Genomic DNA, 13828 nt, shown 5'->3' with positions numbered 1-13828 from the left:
CGTTCCACTAGAGGTTGTCCGCATCTTTTTCACCTGAAAAATAAAAGCAAAAAATTCTTTTTTACTTTTATCAAATCTCATCGCAATGCTTAACTGAAGCTGATGTGAAAAGAGCAACATATGACTATCACTCAATTCCTATCTATCATTAATAATAGTGCTTATTTTTTTGTCTTTAACATGAAAAATATAAGAGCCGCTGCCAAAGCTGCTGCTGCTATCCTTTGTTATCGTATCAAAAGACAATGTATAAATACCGTCATAAAAATCGGATACGTCCAACTCCGATATCTTTTTGTACAGACTTGCCTTTAGCTCATCAATATCTTCACGAATGATTTCCTTAGAATAGTTTTCATAGGTTATACTTGCCAATATGAGCCCACGTTCCATATATTTTTTGATGTCGATATCGTAATAACCACGAAACGGCTTGTTCTCCTTTTGATTTTTCGCAACATCTTCTTTGTATAAAGCAAGATTATCCGCAAAAGAACCCATCTCTTCACTCGCGTCTATTAATGGAACGGTCATCAAATGCGGCTCTACTTCCTTTAACTTAAAATTCTCTATTTCAATTTTTTCAGTAACTTCCTTCTCGATTACCTTTTTTAGAGCAATAGACTCCTCTTGAAATGCGAAACTTTGAATCACACCGGAATATATATCAAACTCAAACAAATCCTCTACTCCAATAGCCGCAGTATCCCCTTCAAACATATCTGTATTATGTTCAAAAAACATCGTATCACTGACAGTCACAGCCCTATCTCCCACAATCTCAGTATAATCGAATACAACTCTTGTATAAAGTGTTGTGTAGAGATAACCTTCCCCTTTCACATATTCGACAGCAATTTTTCCATCTAGCCCACTTTGAGAATAAATATTTGCGATCGTCTGTTCATATTGATTCTTACTAACCCTACTACATCCGCCTAATACCAATAATAACAGCAGCACAAATAACAGTCTTCGCTTCTTAAAAACCAACATTTAGCATACCCCTTTTTTAAATAAATCGTTATTCCCACAGAGGATTCATCAACAACAAGATAATAACCCAATTAGCTAATATACTGTAACTATGTAAATCACTCACTCAATTCTGCCAAGTATTACCATGCGATTCACGTCTCTTATGATTTCGGAGACCAATTAATATTCGCTTTTTTCGCTTGAGAAAACAGTTGACGATAGTTCAATTGATAGGTAACACCATCTTTTATAAAGTGAGTACTGCATTGGCGAAACTCAAATGGGACCTTCTGCGCCATGCATTGCTCACGAATATCCAAAATCCATTGATAATCCATCAGACGTCCTTGTTTATGATACTCACCACCAGCCATCACTAGTTCAACATCAGTCAAATAATCGGACAGATCGATCGGTTCCAACAAGGGCTGGCAAATAACATTCTTATGGCAGATAGGTAACGACTGCAGAATAGACAGACGCTTATCCGCTATTCGCTGATTTTCAACAGAGACACCTATCGTTACATTTTCATAACCAGAGCCCCAGTCATCCGGCAAGCACTCTTCCAGCCGTTCAATTCTTTTCGTTAGAAAAATGAACTGACAATCGGAACGCTCACGAATCATGGACCAGCAGTCATCCCGCCATCCATCCGCTTCTTCTATCAGAAAATCACTTTTGAAACAGGTATAAATCGTTGACCCTGAATTGATCACATAGTTTCCATTACGCTTTTTTATTGGCGCATCAAAACCAGAAGCCTTTACCACTTCATCGACGTTGCGCTGTCTTTTTTTAGCACCTTCATGAATAAAACAATAGTGGCAGCCGTCACTCACTCGTTTACAGCCATTCCATGGATTCCAAAATGCCATCAAGCTCTTCCTTTCCTTCAAAAATTGTCGTATCTCTATCAATAATACCATGTTTTTATGAGCTTCATCTTCGTAAAAAAATCCTGATTTCTTGATTGCCTACCATGCTCAGCCTGACTTTGCCACGTACAGGTGTCATACTGCTGCACGCGACCAAGCAGCAACGAAAACTGTCGGTTGGGGCTAACTAGAACATATGGACAATCTGCCTGCCCTCTTCATCATTACTTTAATTTTCATATACAGCAGCGATATCATGTATCCTACGCTTCACTTCCTCACGGATGGGCATCGGCTCTAAACACTCACATCTATTCCCAAAGCTGAGAAGAATACTATAGTAGTAATCATTCTCTACGAAGGGGAAACGAACAAGATAATGCTCGTCATCATCCGGCGAAAAATCGTCATAGGCACAATAGTCAAGCACTCTGTCCACGATAGATTTATGAATACGAATAGTGATTTTAATTTGCATCTCTGCCAACCTATCCGTAAAATTCAACTCCGGTTTTTGGTACTCTTGCGGTGTAAACGTGTCTTTTTGAAGTTGCAGGTTTGACATACGAGATACCCTGAATAGACGAAAATCTTTTCTTTTAAGGCAATACCCTTGCCAGTACCAATGACTGTTCTTCAATACAAGCTGATACGGCTCAGCGGTTCGTGCCGTTTTATTTCCATAACGGTCTGCATAGTCAAACGAGACCAGTCTATTTTCCTGCAACGCTGTTTTGATCATTTCCAAATACGCTTGTGTGTTCTTGTTACCCATCCACGGACTTAAATCAATAGATAGCTGATTGGCTTTTATTTCAATATCCTTCGCTCTCTCTTCGGGAACAAAGCTTTTGACTTTCGCAAGAGCATGGACCAGTTCGTCGCCATGAACTAAGTTGGATAAGCTGGAGAGACCCATCAAGAGTGCAGAAAGATCATCAGTAGAAAACACCTTTTTATCAACCTTGTATTGCTCCATGATTTCAAAGCCGCCGCCTACTCCCGGTGTCGAACGAATAGGGATACCAGCCATATTAATGGAGTCTATGTCACGATAAATCGTACGGAGTGAAACCTCGAATCTCTCCGCTAACTCCTGCGCACTTATCCGCTTCTTATCAAGGAGAATCATAATAATACTAACAAGCCTTTCAAGCTTCATCGAACCCTGTCCCCCAACATCTATTTTTTTCAAGTATAGATTGTTGCCATACTGGTGTCAACAATTGCCAAGTATACTAAGAGTATAAATAAATCAAACGATATGGATCGGATGAAATCATTCATCTTAGTGCATTCATATATCAGGAGGAAATATCATGCAGAAAAAAGCCTTAGTCATCATCGATATTCAAAACGACATAACAAAAAACTACAAGGAAATCATCGACAATATCAATAAAGCGATAGATTGGGCTGCCAGTAATGAGCTGCATATTGTGTATATCCGACATGAAAATTTATCCGCCGGCACAAGAACGTTCAAACCCGATACTAAAGGAGCAGAACTAGCACCAGATTTGAAAATCGTATCCGAAAATATCTTCACGAAATCAAAAGGAAACGCCTTGACTAGTGACGCATTTGCAGACTTTATTGAAAAAAATGAGATCAATGATTTCTACCTAGCTGGGGCTGATGCAGTTGCTTGTGTCAAATCTACCTGTTACAACATGCGCAAAGCAGAGTATGGTGTTACTGTCCTATCTGATTGCATTACTAGCTATGATAAACGGAAAATGGATGAAATGCTGCGCTATTACGAAAGTAAAGGTAGCCAGATTGCAGTTTTGGAGGATTTGTTGGACTAGGCAATCTCCATCTACAAAAAGAACACAGCAGGTAAACAGACACCTGCTGTGTTCTTTTTGTATTGCCGTTTATTCGGGCTTAAGACAGGAAAAAGCGCGGGAACAGATTATTGTCTCACACTCTTCCTGTTTTTTATGACACGACTGCTACTCCAAATTTTTCCTTACCCTACATGGCGAACCATAGGCTACCACATTTTTAGGAATATCTTTTGTAACAACACTTCCTGCGCCAATCACAGAATTTTCACCGATCCTCACTCCCGGTAAAATGACCACACTTGCACCAATCCAGACATTTTTTTCAATAATGACCGGAAGGTTGTACTGAGCCCTTTTGATCCTCAGCTCAGCGGACAGAGGGTGTGCAGCCGTAGAAATCGTAACGTTGGGACCGATCATCACATAATCATGTATTTCAACTTTCGTATCATCCACCAGAGTCAACGACGAATTCACATATACATCTTTACCAATAAAGGTATTCTTGCCCCAATTGGCATGGAGCGGCGGTTCAATATACGCATTCTCTCCAAAGCTTCCCAGCAGTTGATGTAAAATTTCGTTTTTCTCTTCCGTCTTACTTGGAAGCGTATGATTAAACTGGAAGAGCAAGTCACGATAGACTGCCTGTTCTTTTTGAAGCTCCTCAATTTCAAAATAGACTTCCCCGGAATGCATTTGTTCCTTTAGCTTTTCAATATCCATATCGTTTCTCCTTTCGTCTATCCGATTAGAACTTATAAGTATAAAACCAATAGCAGCTTACTATCGCTTTTTCATTTTTGCAGGATCAACCACGCTAAGTAATAATCAATACCTATTCGTTACTGTTTTCAGATGAGACAACGGTTTCATTTAGAAGCTCCTGTAAGGAAGAAACCCTTTCCCAATCTTCCACTTCATAAATGATTTGATTTTCTTCAGTATTCCCTAGAGTTACAAAATTACCATATACATTACAGATTTTAAGAAGTAGCTCATCCTTGAAAAAACTTACAGAATAGTTCGTTCCTCCAACTAAATCGATTCGCTCCACACGTTTAACACTGGAATGATTTAAATCATTTACACCCTCAATAATTTGATTTATTGCCTGCTTATCTGTAATGGCAGCTTCCCTGTCCTCAAAATTCAATACACTCCCATTTGAAATACTGATCACTACCTTATTCGCTTCATCAACACCCAATTCAATCTTTTCATTTTTTCTATAGAAAAGAAAAATGACTACTACACTCAGCACAACACCTGCTAAAAGCAAGGCTGCTTTTTTAAAACGCACCATTGATCACCACTTTCAGGTTGTTTGTTTGAATGAGACACGTTGGTTTTTAGAGATTACTTGAACCTTGAGGGAATGATATTTATTGTATTCAACAATTCTAAATTCTTATAGTTCAAAAAAATCATTCACAGCATTTCTTTCGAGACTGTCCCTTATTCAGAAAACAACTAATGTGTATATTATACCAGTCGTGAACATCTATTCTCAAATCTCATTTTCAAAGTAGTCATTGTTTATACGGAATTGCTTATCCCCCTTAGTTACTTATGTATCATTTAATAGAACTGTATTCCTATTGACAGTAATAAAAATCCGACTTTTCCGTGCTTTTTATGAGTGGGCAGACTATAATGAACATAGTTATGAGGAATGGGGGGAGTACGGTGATTGAATCATTTATTGAAAAGGATGTGCTTCGACAAGTCAAGCTGATCGAATACCTTTATGAGTTGGAAAAACTGACCTTACGAGAGGTTGCCAAGCGGTTACAAGTGACTACAAATACGGTAAAACGAGACTTCGGTAAAGTCGTTTTCCTTCTAGATGAACAAATTGAGTTCTCAGAGATTACCAGTACGACGATTTCCATTATTTTCAATAGCTCCTTTACCCGATATGACCTAGCCAAAATACTCTACCAAGATTCGTACTTCTTAAAAACATGCGCTTATTATTTACTTGGTGAATCCGACTATTTGACTATCGTAGAAGCAGAATTTATTTCAGTCGCCAAAGCTTTCACTATAAAAAAACAGGTGGAAAACTATTTTAAAGCAGCAGGGATCATGGACGAAAACAGTGAATTTCTCTCAAATGAAATTCGTTATCGCTTAGTACTCATTTCTGTCTGGATGCGTTGCAACATATTAGATAAGCTGATTGTTCCAAATCAGTATAAAACTGCTACCGTTTTTGTCGACCAAGTCTTGTTCAAATTTGCTAATGGGTATGAAAAGAATAATCGAGAATATCAATTTTTACTGCTGAATACCTATTTGTCGATTAGCCGATTTAAAGAATTTTCTCTGATCTATGAAAAAGATGAGATTACTTATTTAAAAAATACACCGACCTTTCATCAGCTGATGGATGTCAACGAACTGATTTTGGCGAAAGAGAAATTGCCGGAAACAGAGATTCAGTATCTAGCTTCGATCTATAAAACGATCCCTTTGAACACGAGCAATTATTTAATCGTAGAAATGAACTACCAGAGGGAAAAAGAATTGATGATTGAAAAAAATTCTATGGTACGTCAATTGATCAAAAATTTTGAAAATGAATTTGGTGTCGATTTATTCGATCATATTTTATTTGAAAAGCCATTCATGAATTTTATCTATTCTTTGTGGCAGGAAACCCAAGCTTTTTCTGCTGAAAAGCATTTTTACCTAAGCGACCAGCAACTACAATTAGCCGAAAAAATCAAGCAGGTCTTAGAAACTTGGCAAAAGCAGTTTCACTTAGAAACAGAATTCACATTCAATCAGACCACACTTGAAAAATTTTGTTCCCAAGTAACGGCAAGCTTAATACAAAAAAGAACTCAAAAACTTGTTTTCTTCTTTGTTGCAGAAGATGAGCTATCCCATACTATTTATCGGGAAAACCTAAAGCGTTGGTTGAATCTGGACTATAATATTATTGACAGTACGATGTATTATTCTTTAGACGAATTACCGATTTATGTCAAAGAATGGCCGAGTATCATTATCTGTGAGCGATCCCTGAAACATGATCATACAATTCCCGATGTACTCACCTTTTTCTCAATCTCACGAAACTCGATTTTAGAGGATACTAGAGATATCTTATCCTATGTTTATAATTGGAAAACTGAATAATAAGTTAAACGAAGACAGCTGTACCCGATAGAAGCCTTTCCGGCACTTGGGTTACAGCTGTTTTCTTTATTTTTTCATGTTTTCTGAAATTCCATGAAATAACAAAGAAAATTTTATGGAAAAAGAATCGTATACTACTCTCGAAAAATAAGCAACATACATTTTATTAAAGGGAGTGTTTACGATGAATACATTAAAAAGAACAACGCTTTTTTCTATTGGTTTGTTGGCATCACTGACTTTTTTAGGATTTGCAACACAAAATGATCATTCCCGCGCGGAATCAAAAGACACGATTGCCCCTAAAATTCAACACATTGCAGATTGTACATTGACACTGAAAGAGGCAAAAGATTTTGACCCGCTGGAAAATGTTCAGGCTTTTGATAACATAGATGGAAATCTGACAGAAAAAATCACACTAGATAGCGATCTAAAGAAGGATAAAGTCGGAAAATATGAATTGATTTACTCTGTAACAGACAGCAGCGGCAATAAAACATCTAAAACAAGAGCAGTCACCATTGTTCCAGACGAAGAAAGCTCTTCAAGTGCAGAGCAGGCTGCTCCTGTTGAGTCAGCACCTGTTGAAACAGAAGCGCCAATTGCTGAAGACATTCAAGAAACAGCTGAAGTGGTAGAGCCTGCTTTGAATAGTACACCTGTGGAAAGCGAAGCGGTACCGGTTGAGGAAAACACAGCGCCCGTCGCTGAACCAGCACCAGAGCCTGAACCAGTCATTTCCCAACAAAATACTACAATCAGCTTCTTAGGAGTTACCATTCCTTTTATCAATTATAACGGTGCCAGTGCCGCACCTGCTAGTGGAGCTGGGACTTGGACAGGTACTGGAGCGGTCAATGATGGCGCACCTACTCACTTCATCGGACATAATCCCGGTGACTTCGCATCAGTAATGAACATCACAGTGGGTACCCCAATTACCGTAGTGGACAGCCAAGGGAATGCGCGCACCTACACCGTTTATGAAGTGCTTGATGCCTACGATGACGGACTCAACGCACATGATCCTAACGACAATACTTGGGCTAGAGTGATCGATGCCGGCGGGGAACGAATTTCACTTCAAACCTGTATCACTGATTCAATCAATCGAATCGTCTTAGCCAGCTAAATAGAATTTTTTAAGCGTAACAAGAGAACCGCTGGATGTTATCCACATCCAGCGGTTCTCTTGTTTATTATGCAGCTACTTTTGTTTTTAGGATGTGAACAAAGACCAATCTGCCAAGATTGAACAAACTCCGTTAAAACAATAAATCAGTTCGATGATGAGCGTATCTACCCTTATTTCTCACGGCAAAACGCTTCTGTCTATGTGGTTACTCCCCTCACATGGAGAAACTTCGTCATAACCTCTTATGATATAGTATATTTAACGAATAAAAATGATTGCAGGTGATACGCATGCAGATAAACAGGCTATTTGAAATAGTTTATATCCTCCTGGATAGGAAAAGCGTCACAGCCAGAGAATTGACTGAACACTTCAGCGTTTCAAGGCGAACCATTTGCCGAGATATAGATGCATTGAGCACAGCAGGAATCCCTGTCTATACGAAAAGAGGTAAAGGCGGCGGCATCAGTCTTTTACCTAACTTTGTGTTGAACAAATCTCTACTGAATGAGGGGGAACAAACAGAGATTCTATCTGCGTTATATGGCTTATCAAGCATTAAAACAGAGGATACCGATCAAGTGCTGCAAAAATTATCCATCCTATTCAACAAAACGGTAACCAACTGGATGGACGTGGATTTTTCAGGCTGGAGTCATGAAAATGATTTTTTCAACGACTTCAAAACTGCGATAGTAAAACAACGTATTGTTGAATTTGATTACTACAACCGAGAAGGAGAGAAATCCTTTCGCCGTGTGGAACCCATACAGGTTTGGTTCAAATCCAAATCTTGGTATCTAAAAGCCTTTTCTCTAGCGAAGCAAGACATACGACTATTCAAAATAGGGCGAATCAAAAATCTGGTTGTTACTGACAAAAGCTTTGCGTCACGTGATCCATTATCTCTATCGGATACCCCCGACACATCCACTCCTGAAGAGCAAAATCTGGTTAAAATTAGACTTCGTATAGAACCGGAAAGAGCCTTTCGAGTATTTGATGATTTTCATGAGAGCATGATAGAAAAGCAGCCGGATGGCGGATTCATTGTCACAGTCTTCTGGCCGGAGGATAACTGGCTGTATGGTTTCATCTTATCCTTTGGGAGATATGCTGAAGTGCTGGAACCAGCTCACATTCGAGCCATCATAAAAAATGAAGCACAGATTATTTCAAAAAAATATTTATAATGCGACACACTGCTGTCACATTACTCTTGATATACTCAAATAGCAAAGGAAAATAAAATTTAGAAAAGAGGAATTTTACCATGTCTAAGGCTATTTGGTTTATCACGTATACACTTAAGGAAAACGTATCAATAGAGGAATTTCTACTTGCTTCAAAAAAATGCAACGACGAGGTCCTATCGAAGCAAAAAGGATATATTTCATGGAAAGTACTTCGCGATGGCGATACTTGGGTTGATTTAGTCGAATGGGAAACTGCAGAGGATGCAAAAAACGGCGAGACCGCAGGCGGAAGTAACCCCGCTGCCCGTGAGTTTTATTCGTTCATAAATATGAAAAGCTGTAAGCTTCAGCCGTATTCCATTGAAGAGAGTTATTGATGGATTTTAGGAGTCTTATTAGCTCAACCAGCTGATCTTTGTACTCTGTAAACAGAAAAAGAACTAGTCATTCCGCTTTTTTAAGCAGGGATGGCGAGCTCTTTTTTATAGATGAATGTGTTATTACTGGTTTTAGTTTTAGTAATTGAGAGAGACAGCCGCAACTAACTACTTTCAAAGCTCATTTTCAAAATAGTCATTATCTATACGGAATTGCTTATAGACTTTCGCTATTTCAATCCCTACCCCATATTGCATCATCAGCTCGGTTAGCTTGATGCCGTCAATCAAGACAATTCCTTGATTCTTCGCAAATTCCTGCGCTCCACTGGAAAATCCAGAGGTCGTGATGAATACACCACGATCTGCATTCACACCAGCTAAGGCACCATAAAAAGATTGGATAGCCGGACGCCCAACTGTGTTGGCCTCCATATAACGTTTCGCCTGGATATAAACGGTACTAGTTCCCAGAGGGTCTTGGTTGATGATACCATCAATCCCACCGTCATTACTACGATTCGTTACTTTCGCATCCCCATTTTTCCCACTATACCCCATTGCTACAAGTAAATCGACAACTAATTTTTCGAAGAAAGAAGGATCAACTTGACGGACTTTGTCTAGAAGTTCGATGGCTACCTCATTGTTCTGGTTCGTGACAAGACTCTCTACTTCTATCTTCACTTCTTCCTGTTCTGTTTCAGGAATAGGGGCTTTGTTACCAGTACGAGCATTGCGAATCGCCAACTCCTTTTTATAGTTTATAAACGCCGGCAATTCTTCCAGCATTCTTTTTGTCAGCGTATCGCCATGCTTGTTTAGCATGGAAATACCATCATCTGTAATTTTATAGACACCACGTTTAGGACGTTCCACTAAGCTTGCTATATATAAGCTGCTAAGAGCCCAACCAACTCTATTTATGAAGATACCATCACTGTCAGGGTAATTAGGATATTTAATATTCACAATAGAATCTGGAATTTGAAGATAGTCAATCACACGCTTCTGGATTACACGATTGGTCACTTCTTCTCCATCCTTGATCACTTCAAGAATATAAGGAATTAGAGATTCATTCATGGGAATACCGTTTGCTGATTGTTTTAACTTTTTCCAATCTTTATTCATTTATGCACCTCCTACTTATCGTAATTCATCATCTAACGACAGAATCACGTTATCTAGTAATTCTCTCCAAGCTCGTTTCATGGCTTGCGGGTATTGGAATGGCTTCACTTCTGGATGAAGCGCTTTATAGCTTTCATAATCCTTACTGTCAATAATATCTCCAATCCCCGGTATTTGATCCATACCAATCAGATACTGGACCGCAGAAGAATGAAGCGTATTTTCTGAAACAAGCCATTCTTGAGAAAAATGCTTGATTTCACTATCCTTTGCTTGTGTGAAAAATTGTCGCTTGATTACAAAAATGTCCTCATTCTCTTGAATTTCTTTATTATCGATCGCATTCAAAATCTCACGATAAACGTCTCTGACATAGTCAGATTTATTTAATTTTTTCAACGCTGCTTCAATTTCTTCCCGAACATCTTGGCTGTTTGCAGAATAGGTTCCCAGCAATTGATCGATATATTTGGAGTCTATATCATAATACTTAATATTGTTATCACCATAAAATTCAATATCTGAAAAATCGGGATCGCCGTCCGGATCTATTTCACCCGGATCTGTTAAGGAGCCTTTGACTGTCTGGTATATGCCAAATTGCTCTTCAATAATCCCTACTTTTTCTTGCAGTGTATCTGACTTTTCCATTTCGTCATTATATTCATCATACGTCACGATTGCCTTATACGAATTATTTAACGTTTGAAAAGCCTTTACATATTCTATCCTTGTTTCCAACGGTGTATGTTCATCTATGCCCGGTACAATAGTAAATTCTTTGATTTTCAAATAGGCTTCTTCAAAACGTTTCTTAGATTCCTCATATGTTGGATAAATCAGCCCTGATTCTTCTTTCACTTCTGAATATAGCCGTGTCGCATCTGCTACATTCTGTTTCATTATATTTGGTTTACGGAAAGTAACGATCAAGCCTTTTTCTTTTCCAGGGTAGGTTCTATTTGTGCGAGAAAATGCTTGAATCAATCCCGCATATTCCAAATTACGATCAACAAATAGCGTTTGAATTGTCGGTGCATCAAAGCCTGTCAATAATCTATCAACGACAATAACTAAGTCCACCTGACGTCCAAATTGTTTGAATTCAGCTTTTTTACGCGCTAAACGATTGTTGATATCGCCATTGTAGCGTTCAAGCGTTCCCAACGACCAAGCTGTTCCATAATACGCATTGTATTCCTTGATGATTTTTTTCATCTCATCTTGCTTCTCTTTGCTATCCTCTTTATTTTCATCCAATGAATACGTGATAGCTATTCTAGGAAAATCAGGGTCCGTAATTGCACGACCTTCCCTTATTGGATGATTGGCAAACTCTTTTTGCAGCCAGCCTTCTTCTTTTGTCATATCTTTGATAGCTTGATAATATTTTTTTGCCATCGCAATAGAGCTTGTTGTGAGAATCGCGGATTTTTGCGGACGACCATTGGCAAAATCAAATTTCGTATAAGCATTATCAGGACGAAAAATCTTGTGGATAACTTTTTGGATATGTCCATCTCGTTCATAGACACTGCTATCAATATATTCTTCTTTTTTTATCTCATCCATTTGATCAATTTTTTTATTGATTTGTTCAGGTGAGTACGCTGCGTATTTTTCTACTTTACGTAATTCATGATGAATCAGATTATCTAAAGAAGTCGGCTCAATGGTGTCTTCATGCTCTACCTGAAAACCAAGAACCGATGCATCTTCCAAAGCATTTTTAATCGTATATGCATGTAGCTCTTCCCCATACTGATCAGGCGTTGTCCGTGCCAATTTTCCTTTCGCCTGTTTCTTATTTTCATCAAAAATCGGCGTTCCTGTAAAACCAAACCATGTAGAGTTTGGAAAAAATTCTTTGATTTCTTTCATTCCCTCGGCGCTTAATGCTCGATGACATTCATCCACAATAAATACCAGATGTTGACCTAATAATTTTTCAAAACGTTTGGTTCCTTTTCGTTTTTCCTGTCTTCTTGCTTGTTCTAGTGCTTTCCCTAACTTTTGACGTGTTGTGATAATCACAACATTCGAATTTGCATCTGCCAAAAGCGTTTCTCGAAGATCATCTACATTATCCGTTCCAATAATCAAACTATTGGCTTTTGCCTTACCAGATGAAAGCCCTGTATTGAACTCCGACGCAAATTTGGTAAACTCGCCAGTCGTCTGGCTATCTAAATCCTTCCGGTCGACCAACATAATGGTACGATCAATACCCGATTTTCTTGCCAATAGTTTAGTTGCTACGAAACTGGTTAAAGTCTTCCCTGAACCTGTCGCATGCCAAACATAGCCAGACTGATGCTTATTCGCAGCAGTAAACAATGCTTGTATCGCATGAATCTGATAGGGATGTAAAACCATCAATGTTTTGTTATCTTGATCTTCACTAACAATCGTGTAATTGGCAATCAAGCGATGAGCATCAGGGATATTCAAGACCTGTTTAGAAAATTCATAAAGATTGTCTACCTTATGATTCTTTTTTGTTCGCCAGCTAAACAAGAACTTTTGATGCATATCCTTTGGTAGTGCATTAGCAAAATACCTTGTTGTCTGTTCATTGGAAACGACAAATAATTGCAGTGTTGAAAAAATATTGTTTCGAAATGCTCCTTCTTCTGAGTACTTCTTGATTTGATTAAAGGCTTGATACACACCATCTTTGGCAGTAATTTGCTTTAGCTCTATTTGGATAATCGGCAATCCTCTAATCAATAGCGTCACATCAAATCGACGATCTCGTCCATCAGCACTACTTTTCTTCTTAGCAATCTGATGAACGATTTCGTAAGAATTATCTCCGCCATTTATATCTTGATTGGAATACAAAACCACTGATAACGAGCCCAAAGAAATATCTTCTCTCTCAATTGTAATACGAGCAATGCCATTCTCGCCTTTGAGCCATTTAGCGGCATCGAAAGGCGTTTGTGTTCGAAGCAGCAACTCCGTTTTGATCTTTTCAAACTCCTGATTAGTAAGAGAGTATTCCCCAATTTCAGAAACATTATATTGCTCGATTTTTTGACGTAGGTTCTGCCAAAGGTCTTCCTCAGATTTCAGTTCCGGTCGATAAGTCCACTGATTATGCCCTTCCCCAAGAACATCAATCAATTGCGCTTCAGTCATTGCTTCATCTCGATAGGTAATTTTATTCATTCCATTCACC

General features: G+C 38.6%; 12 protein-coding genes. 5 read left to right on the top strand and 7 right to left on the bottom strand.

Annotation, left to right across the window (positions count from 1 at the left end):
* Positions 1 to 138 precede the first annotated feature (138 nt).
* The 3 genes from I6N96_RS13555 to I6N96_RS13545 form a co-directional block, all read right to left on the bottom strand.
* Positions 139 to 996, bottom strand: a complete 858-nt coding sequence (locus tag I6N96_RS13555; protein WP_209558091.1) for a hypothetical protein — start codon at positions 994 to 996, stop codon at positions 139 to 141.
* Between the two features lie 143 nt (positions 997 to 1139).
* On the bottom strand, positions 1140 to 1856 hold the full coding sequence (locus I6N96_RS13550; protein ID WP_209558090.1) for a DUF5131 family protein: 717 nt from the start codon (positions 1854 to 1856) through the stop codon (positions 1140 to 1142).
* Positions 1857 to 2085: 229 nt separating this feature from the next.
* On the bottom strand, positions 2086 to 3018 hold the full coding sequence (locus tag I6N96_RS13545) for a helix-turn-helix transcriptional regulator (RefSeq protein WP_209558089.1): 933 nt from the start codon (positions 3016 to 3018) through the stop codon (positions 2086 to 2088).
* A gap of 157 nt (positions 3019 to 3175) precedes the next feature.
* Here I6N96_RS13545 and I6N96_RS13540 point away from each other — a divergent pair, with 157 nt between their 5' ends.
* Positions 3176 to 3667: a cysteine hydrolase family protein gene (locus tag I6N96_RS13540; protein ID WP_209558088.1), complete on the top strand. Its 492-nt coding sequence runs from the start codon at positions 3176 to 3178 to the stop codon at positions 3665 to 3667.
* Between the two features lie 147 nt (positions 3668 to 3814).
* Here I6N96_RS13540 and I6N96_RS13535 read toward each other — a convergent pair whose 3' ends face one another.
* Positions 3815 to 4375: a sugar O-acetyltransferase gene (locus I6N96_RS13535; protein WP_209558087.1), complete on the bottom strand. Its 561-nt coding sequence runs from the start codon at positions 4373 to 4375 to the stop codon at positions 3815 to 3817.
* Positions 4376 to 4487: 112 nt separating this feature from the next.
* Complete coding sequence (locus I6N96_RS13530) at positions 4488 to 4955, bottom strand: hypothetical protein (RefSeq protein WP_209558086.1); 468 nt, start codon at positions 4953 to 4955, stop codon at positions 4488 to 4490.
* A 383-nt stretch (positions 4956 to 5338) separates the two neighbouring features.
* Here I6N96_RS13530 and I6N96_RS13525 point away from each other — a divergent pair, with 383 nt between their 5' ends.
* The 4 genes from I6N96_RS13525 (at position 5339) to I6N96_RS13510 (ending at position 9510) form a co-directional block, all read left to right on the top strand.
* Complete coding sequence (locus I6N96_RS13525; protein WP_209558085.1) at positions 5339 to 6799, top strand: helix-turn-helix domain-containing protein; 1461 nt, start codon at positions 5339 to 5341, stop codon at positions 6797 to 6799.
* Between the two features lie 184 nt (positions 6800 to 6983).
* A complete protein-coding gene (locus tag I6N96_RS13520) occupies positions 6984 to 7934 on the top strand; it encodes an immunoglobulin-like domain-containing protein (RefSeq protein WP_209558084.1) in 951 nt (316 codons plus the stop codon).
* A gap of 293 nt (positions 7935 to 8227) precedes the next feature.
* Positions 8228 to 9130 carry a helix-turn-helix transcriptional regulator gene (locus I6N96_RS13515; protein WP_209558083.1) on the top strand — a complete coding sequence of 301 codons (903 nt, stop codon included), beginning with the start codon at positions 8228 to 8230 and terminating at the stop codon, positions 9128 to 9130.
* 80 nt (positions 9131 to 9210) lie between these two features.
* Positions 9211 to 9510 (top strand): hypothetical protein, encoded by a 300-nt coding sequence (locus I6N96_RS13510; RefSeq protein ID WP_209558082.1) that lies wholly within the window; start codon positions 9211 to 9213, stop codon positions 9508 to 9510.
* Between the two features lie 174 nt (positions 9511 to 9684).
* Here I6N96_RS13510 and I6N96_RS13505 read toward each other — a convergent pair whose 3' ends face one another.
* On the bottom strand, positions 9685 to 10644 hold the full coding sequence (locus I6N96_RS13505) for a restriction endonuclease (RefSeq protein WP_209558081.1): 960 nt from the start codon (positions 10642 to 10644) through the stop codon (positions 9685 to 9687).
* 15 nt (positions 10645 to 10659) lie between these two features.
* Positions 10660 to 13818 carry a type I restriction endonuclease subunit R gene (locus tag I6N96_RS13500; RefSeq protein WP_209558080.1) on the bottom strand — a complete coding sequence of 1053 codons (3159 nt, stop codon included), beginning with the start codon at positions 13816 to 13818 and terminating at the stop codon, positions 10660 to 10662.
* Positions 13819 to 13828 lie beyond the last annotated feature (10 nt).

Origin of the sequence: Enterococcus larvae, assembly GCF_017830045.1 — a bacterium.
Taxonomy (GTDB): Bacteria; Bacillota; Bacilli; order Lactobacillales; family Enterococcaceae; genus Enterococcus_L; species Enterococcus_L larvae.
This window is presented reverse-complemented; position numbering and strand designations above follow the sequence as displayed.

What these genes read in the sequence shown, in the direction of transcription:
- I6N96_RS13545 (WP_209558089.1), bottom strand. Translation starts at nt 3,018, where the DNA reads ATGAAGCTTGAAAGGCTTGTTAGTATTATTATGATTCTCCTTGATAAG.
- I6N96_RS13505 (WP_209558081.1), bottom strand. Translation starts at nt 10,644, where the DNA reads ATGAATAAAGATTGGAAAAAGTTAAAACAATCAGCAAACGGTATTCCC.
- I6N96_RS13540 (WP_209558088.1), top strand. Translation starts at nt 3,176, where the DNA reads ATGCAGAAAAAAGCCTTAGTCATCATCGATATTCAAAACGACATAACA.
- I6N96_RS13535 (WP_209558087.1), bottom strand. Translation starts at nt 4,375, where the DNA reads ATGGATATTGAAAAGCTAAAGGAACAAATGCATTCCGGGGAAGTCTAT.
- I6N96_RS13555 (WP_209558091.1), bottom strand. Translation starts at nt 996, where the DNA reads ATGTTGGTTTTTAAGAAGCGAAGACTGTTATTTGTGCTGCTGTTATTA.
- I6N96_RS13520 (WP_209558084.1), top strand. Translation starts at nt 6,984, where the DNA reads ATGAATACATTAAAAAGAACAACGCTTTTTTCTATTGGTTTGTTGGCA.
- I6N96_RS13500 (WP_209558080.1), bottom strand. Translation starts at nt 13,818, where the DNA reads ATGAATAAAATTACCTATCGAGATGAAGCAATGACTGAAGCGCAATTG.
- I6N96_RS13530 (WP_209558086.1), bottom strand. Translation starts at nt 4,955, where the DNA reads ATGGTGCGTTTTAAAAAAGCAGCCTTGCTTTTAGCAGGTGTTGTGCTG.
- I6N96_RS13550 (WP_209558090.1), bottom strand. Translation starts at nt 1,856, where the DNA reads ATGGCATTTTGGAATCCATGGAATGGCTGTAAACGAGTGAGTGACGGC.
- I6N96_RS13515 (WP_209558083.1), top strand. Translation starts at nt 8,228, where the DNA reads ATGCAGATAAACAGGCTATTTGAAATAGTTTATATCCTCCTGGATAGG.
- I6N96_RS13510 (WP_209558082.1), top strand. Translation starts at nt 9,211, where the DNA reads ATGTCTAAGGCTATTTGGTTTATCACGTATACACTTAAGGAAAACGTA.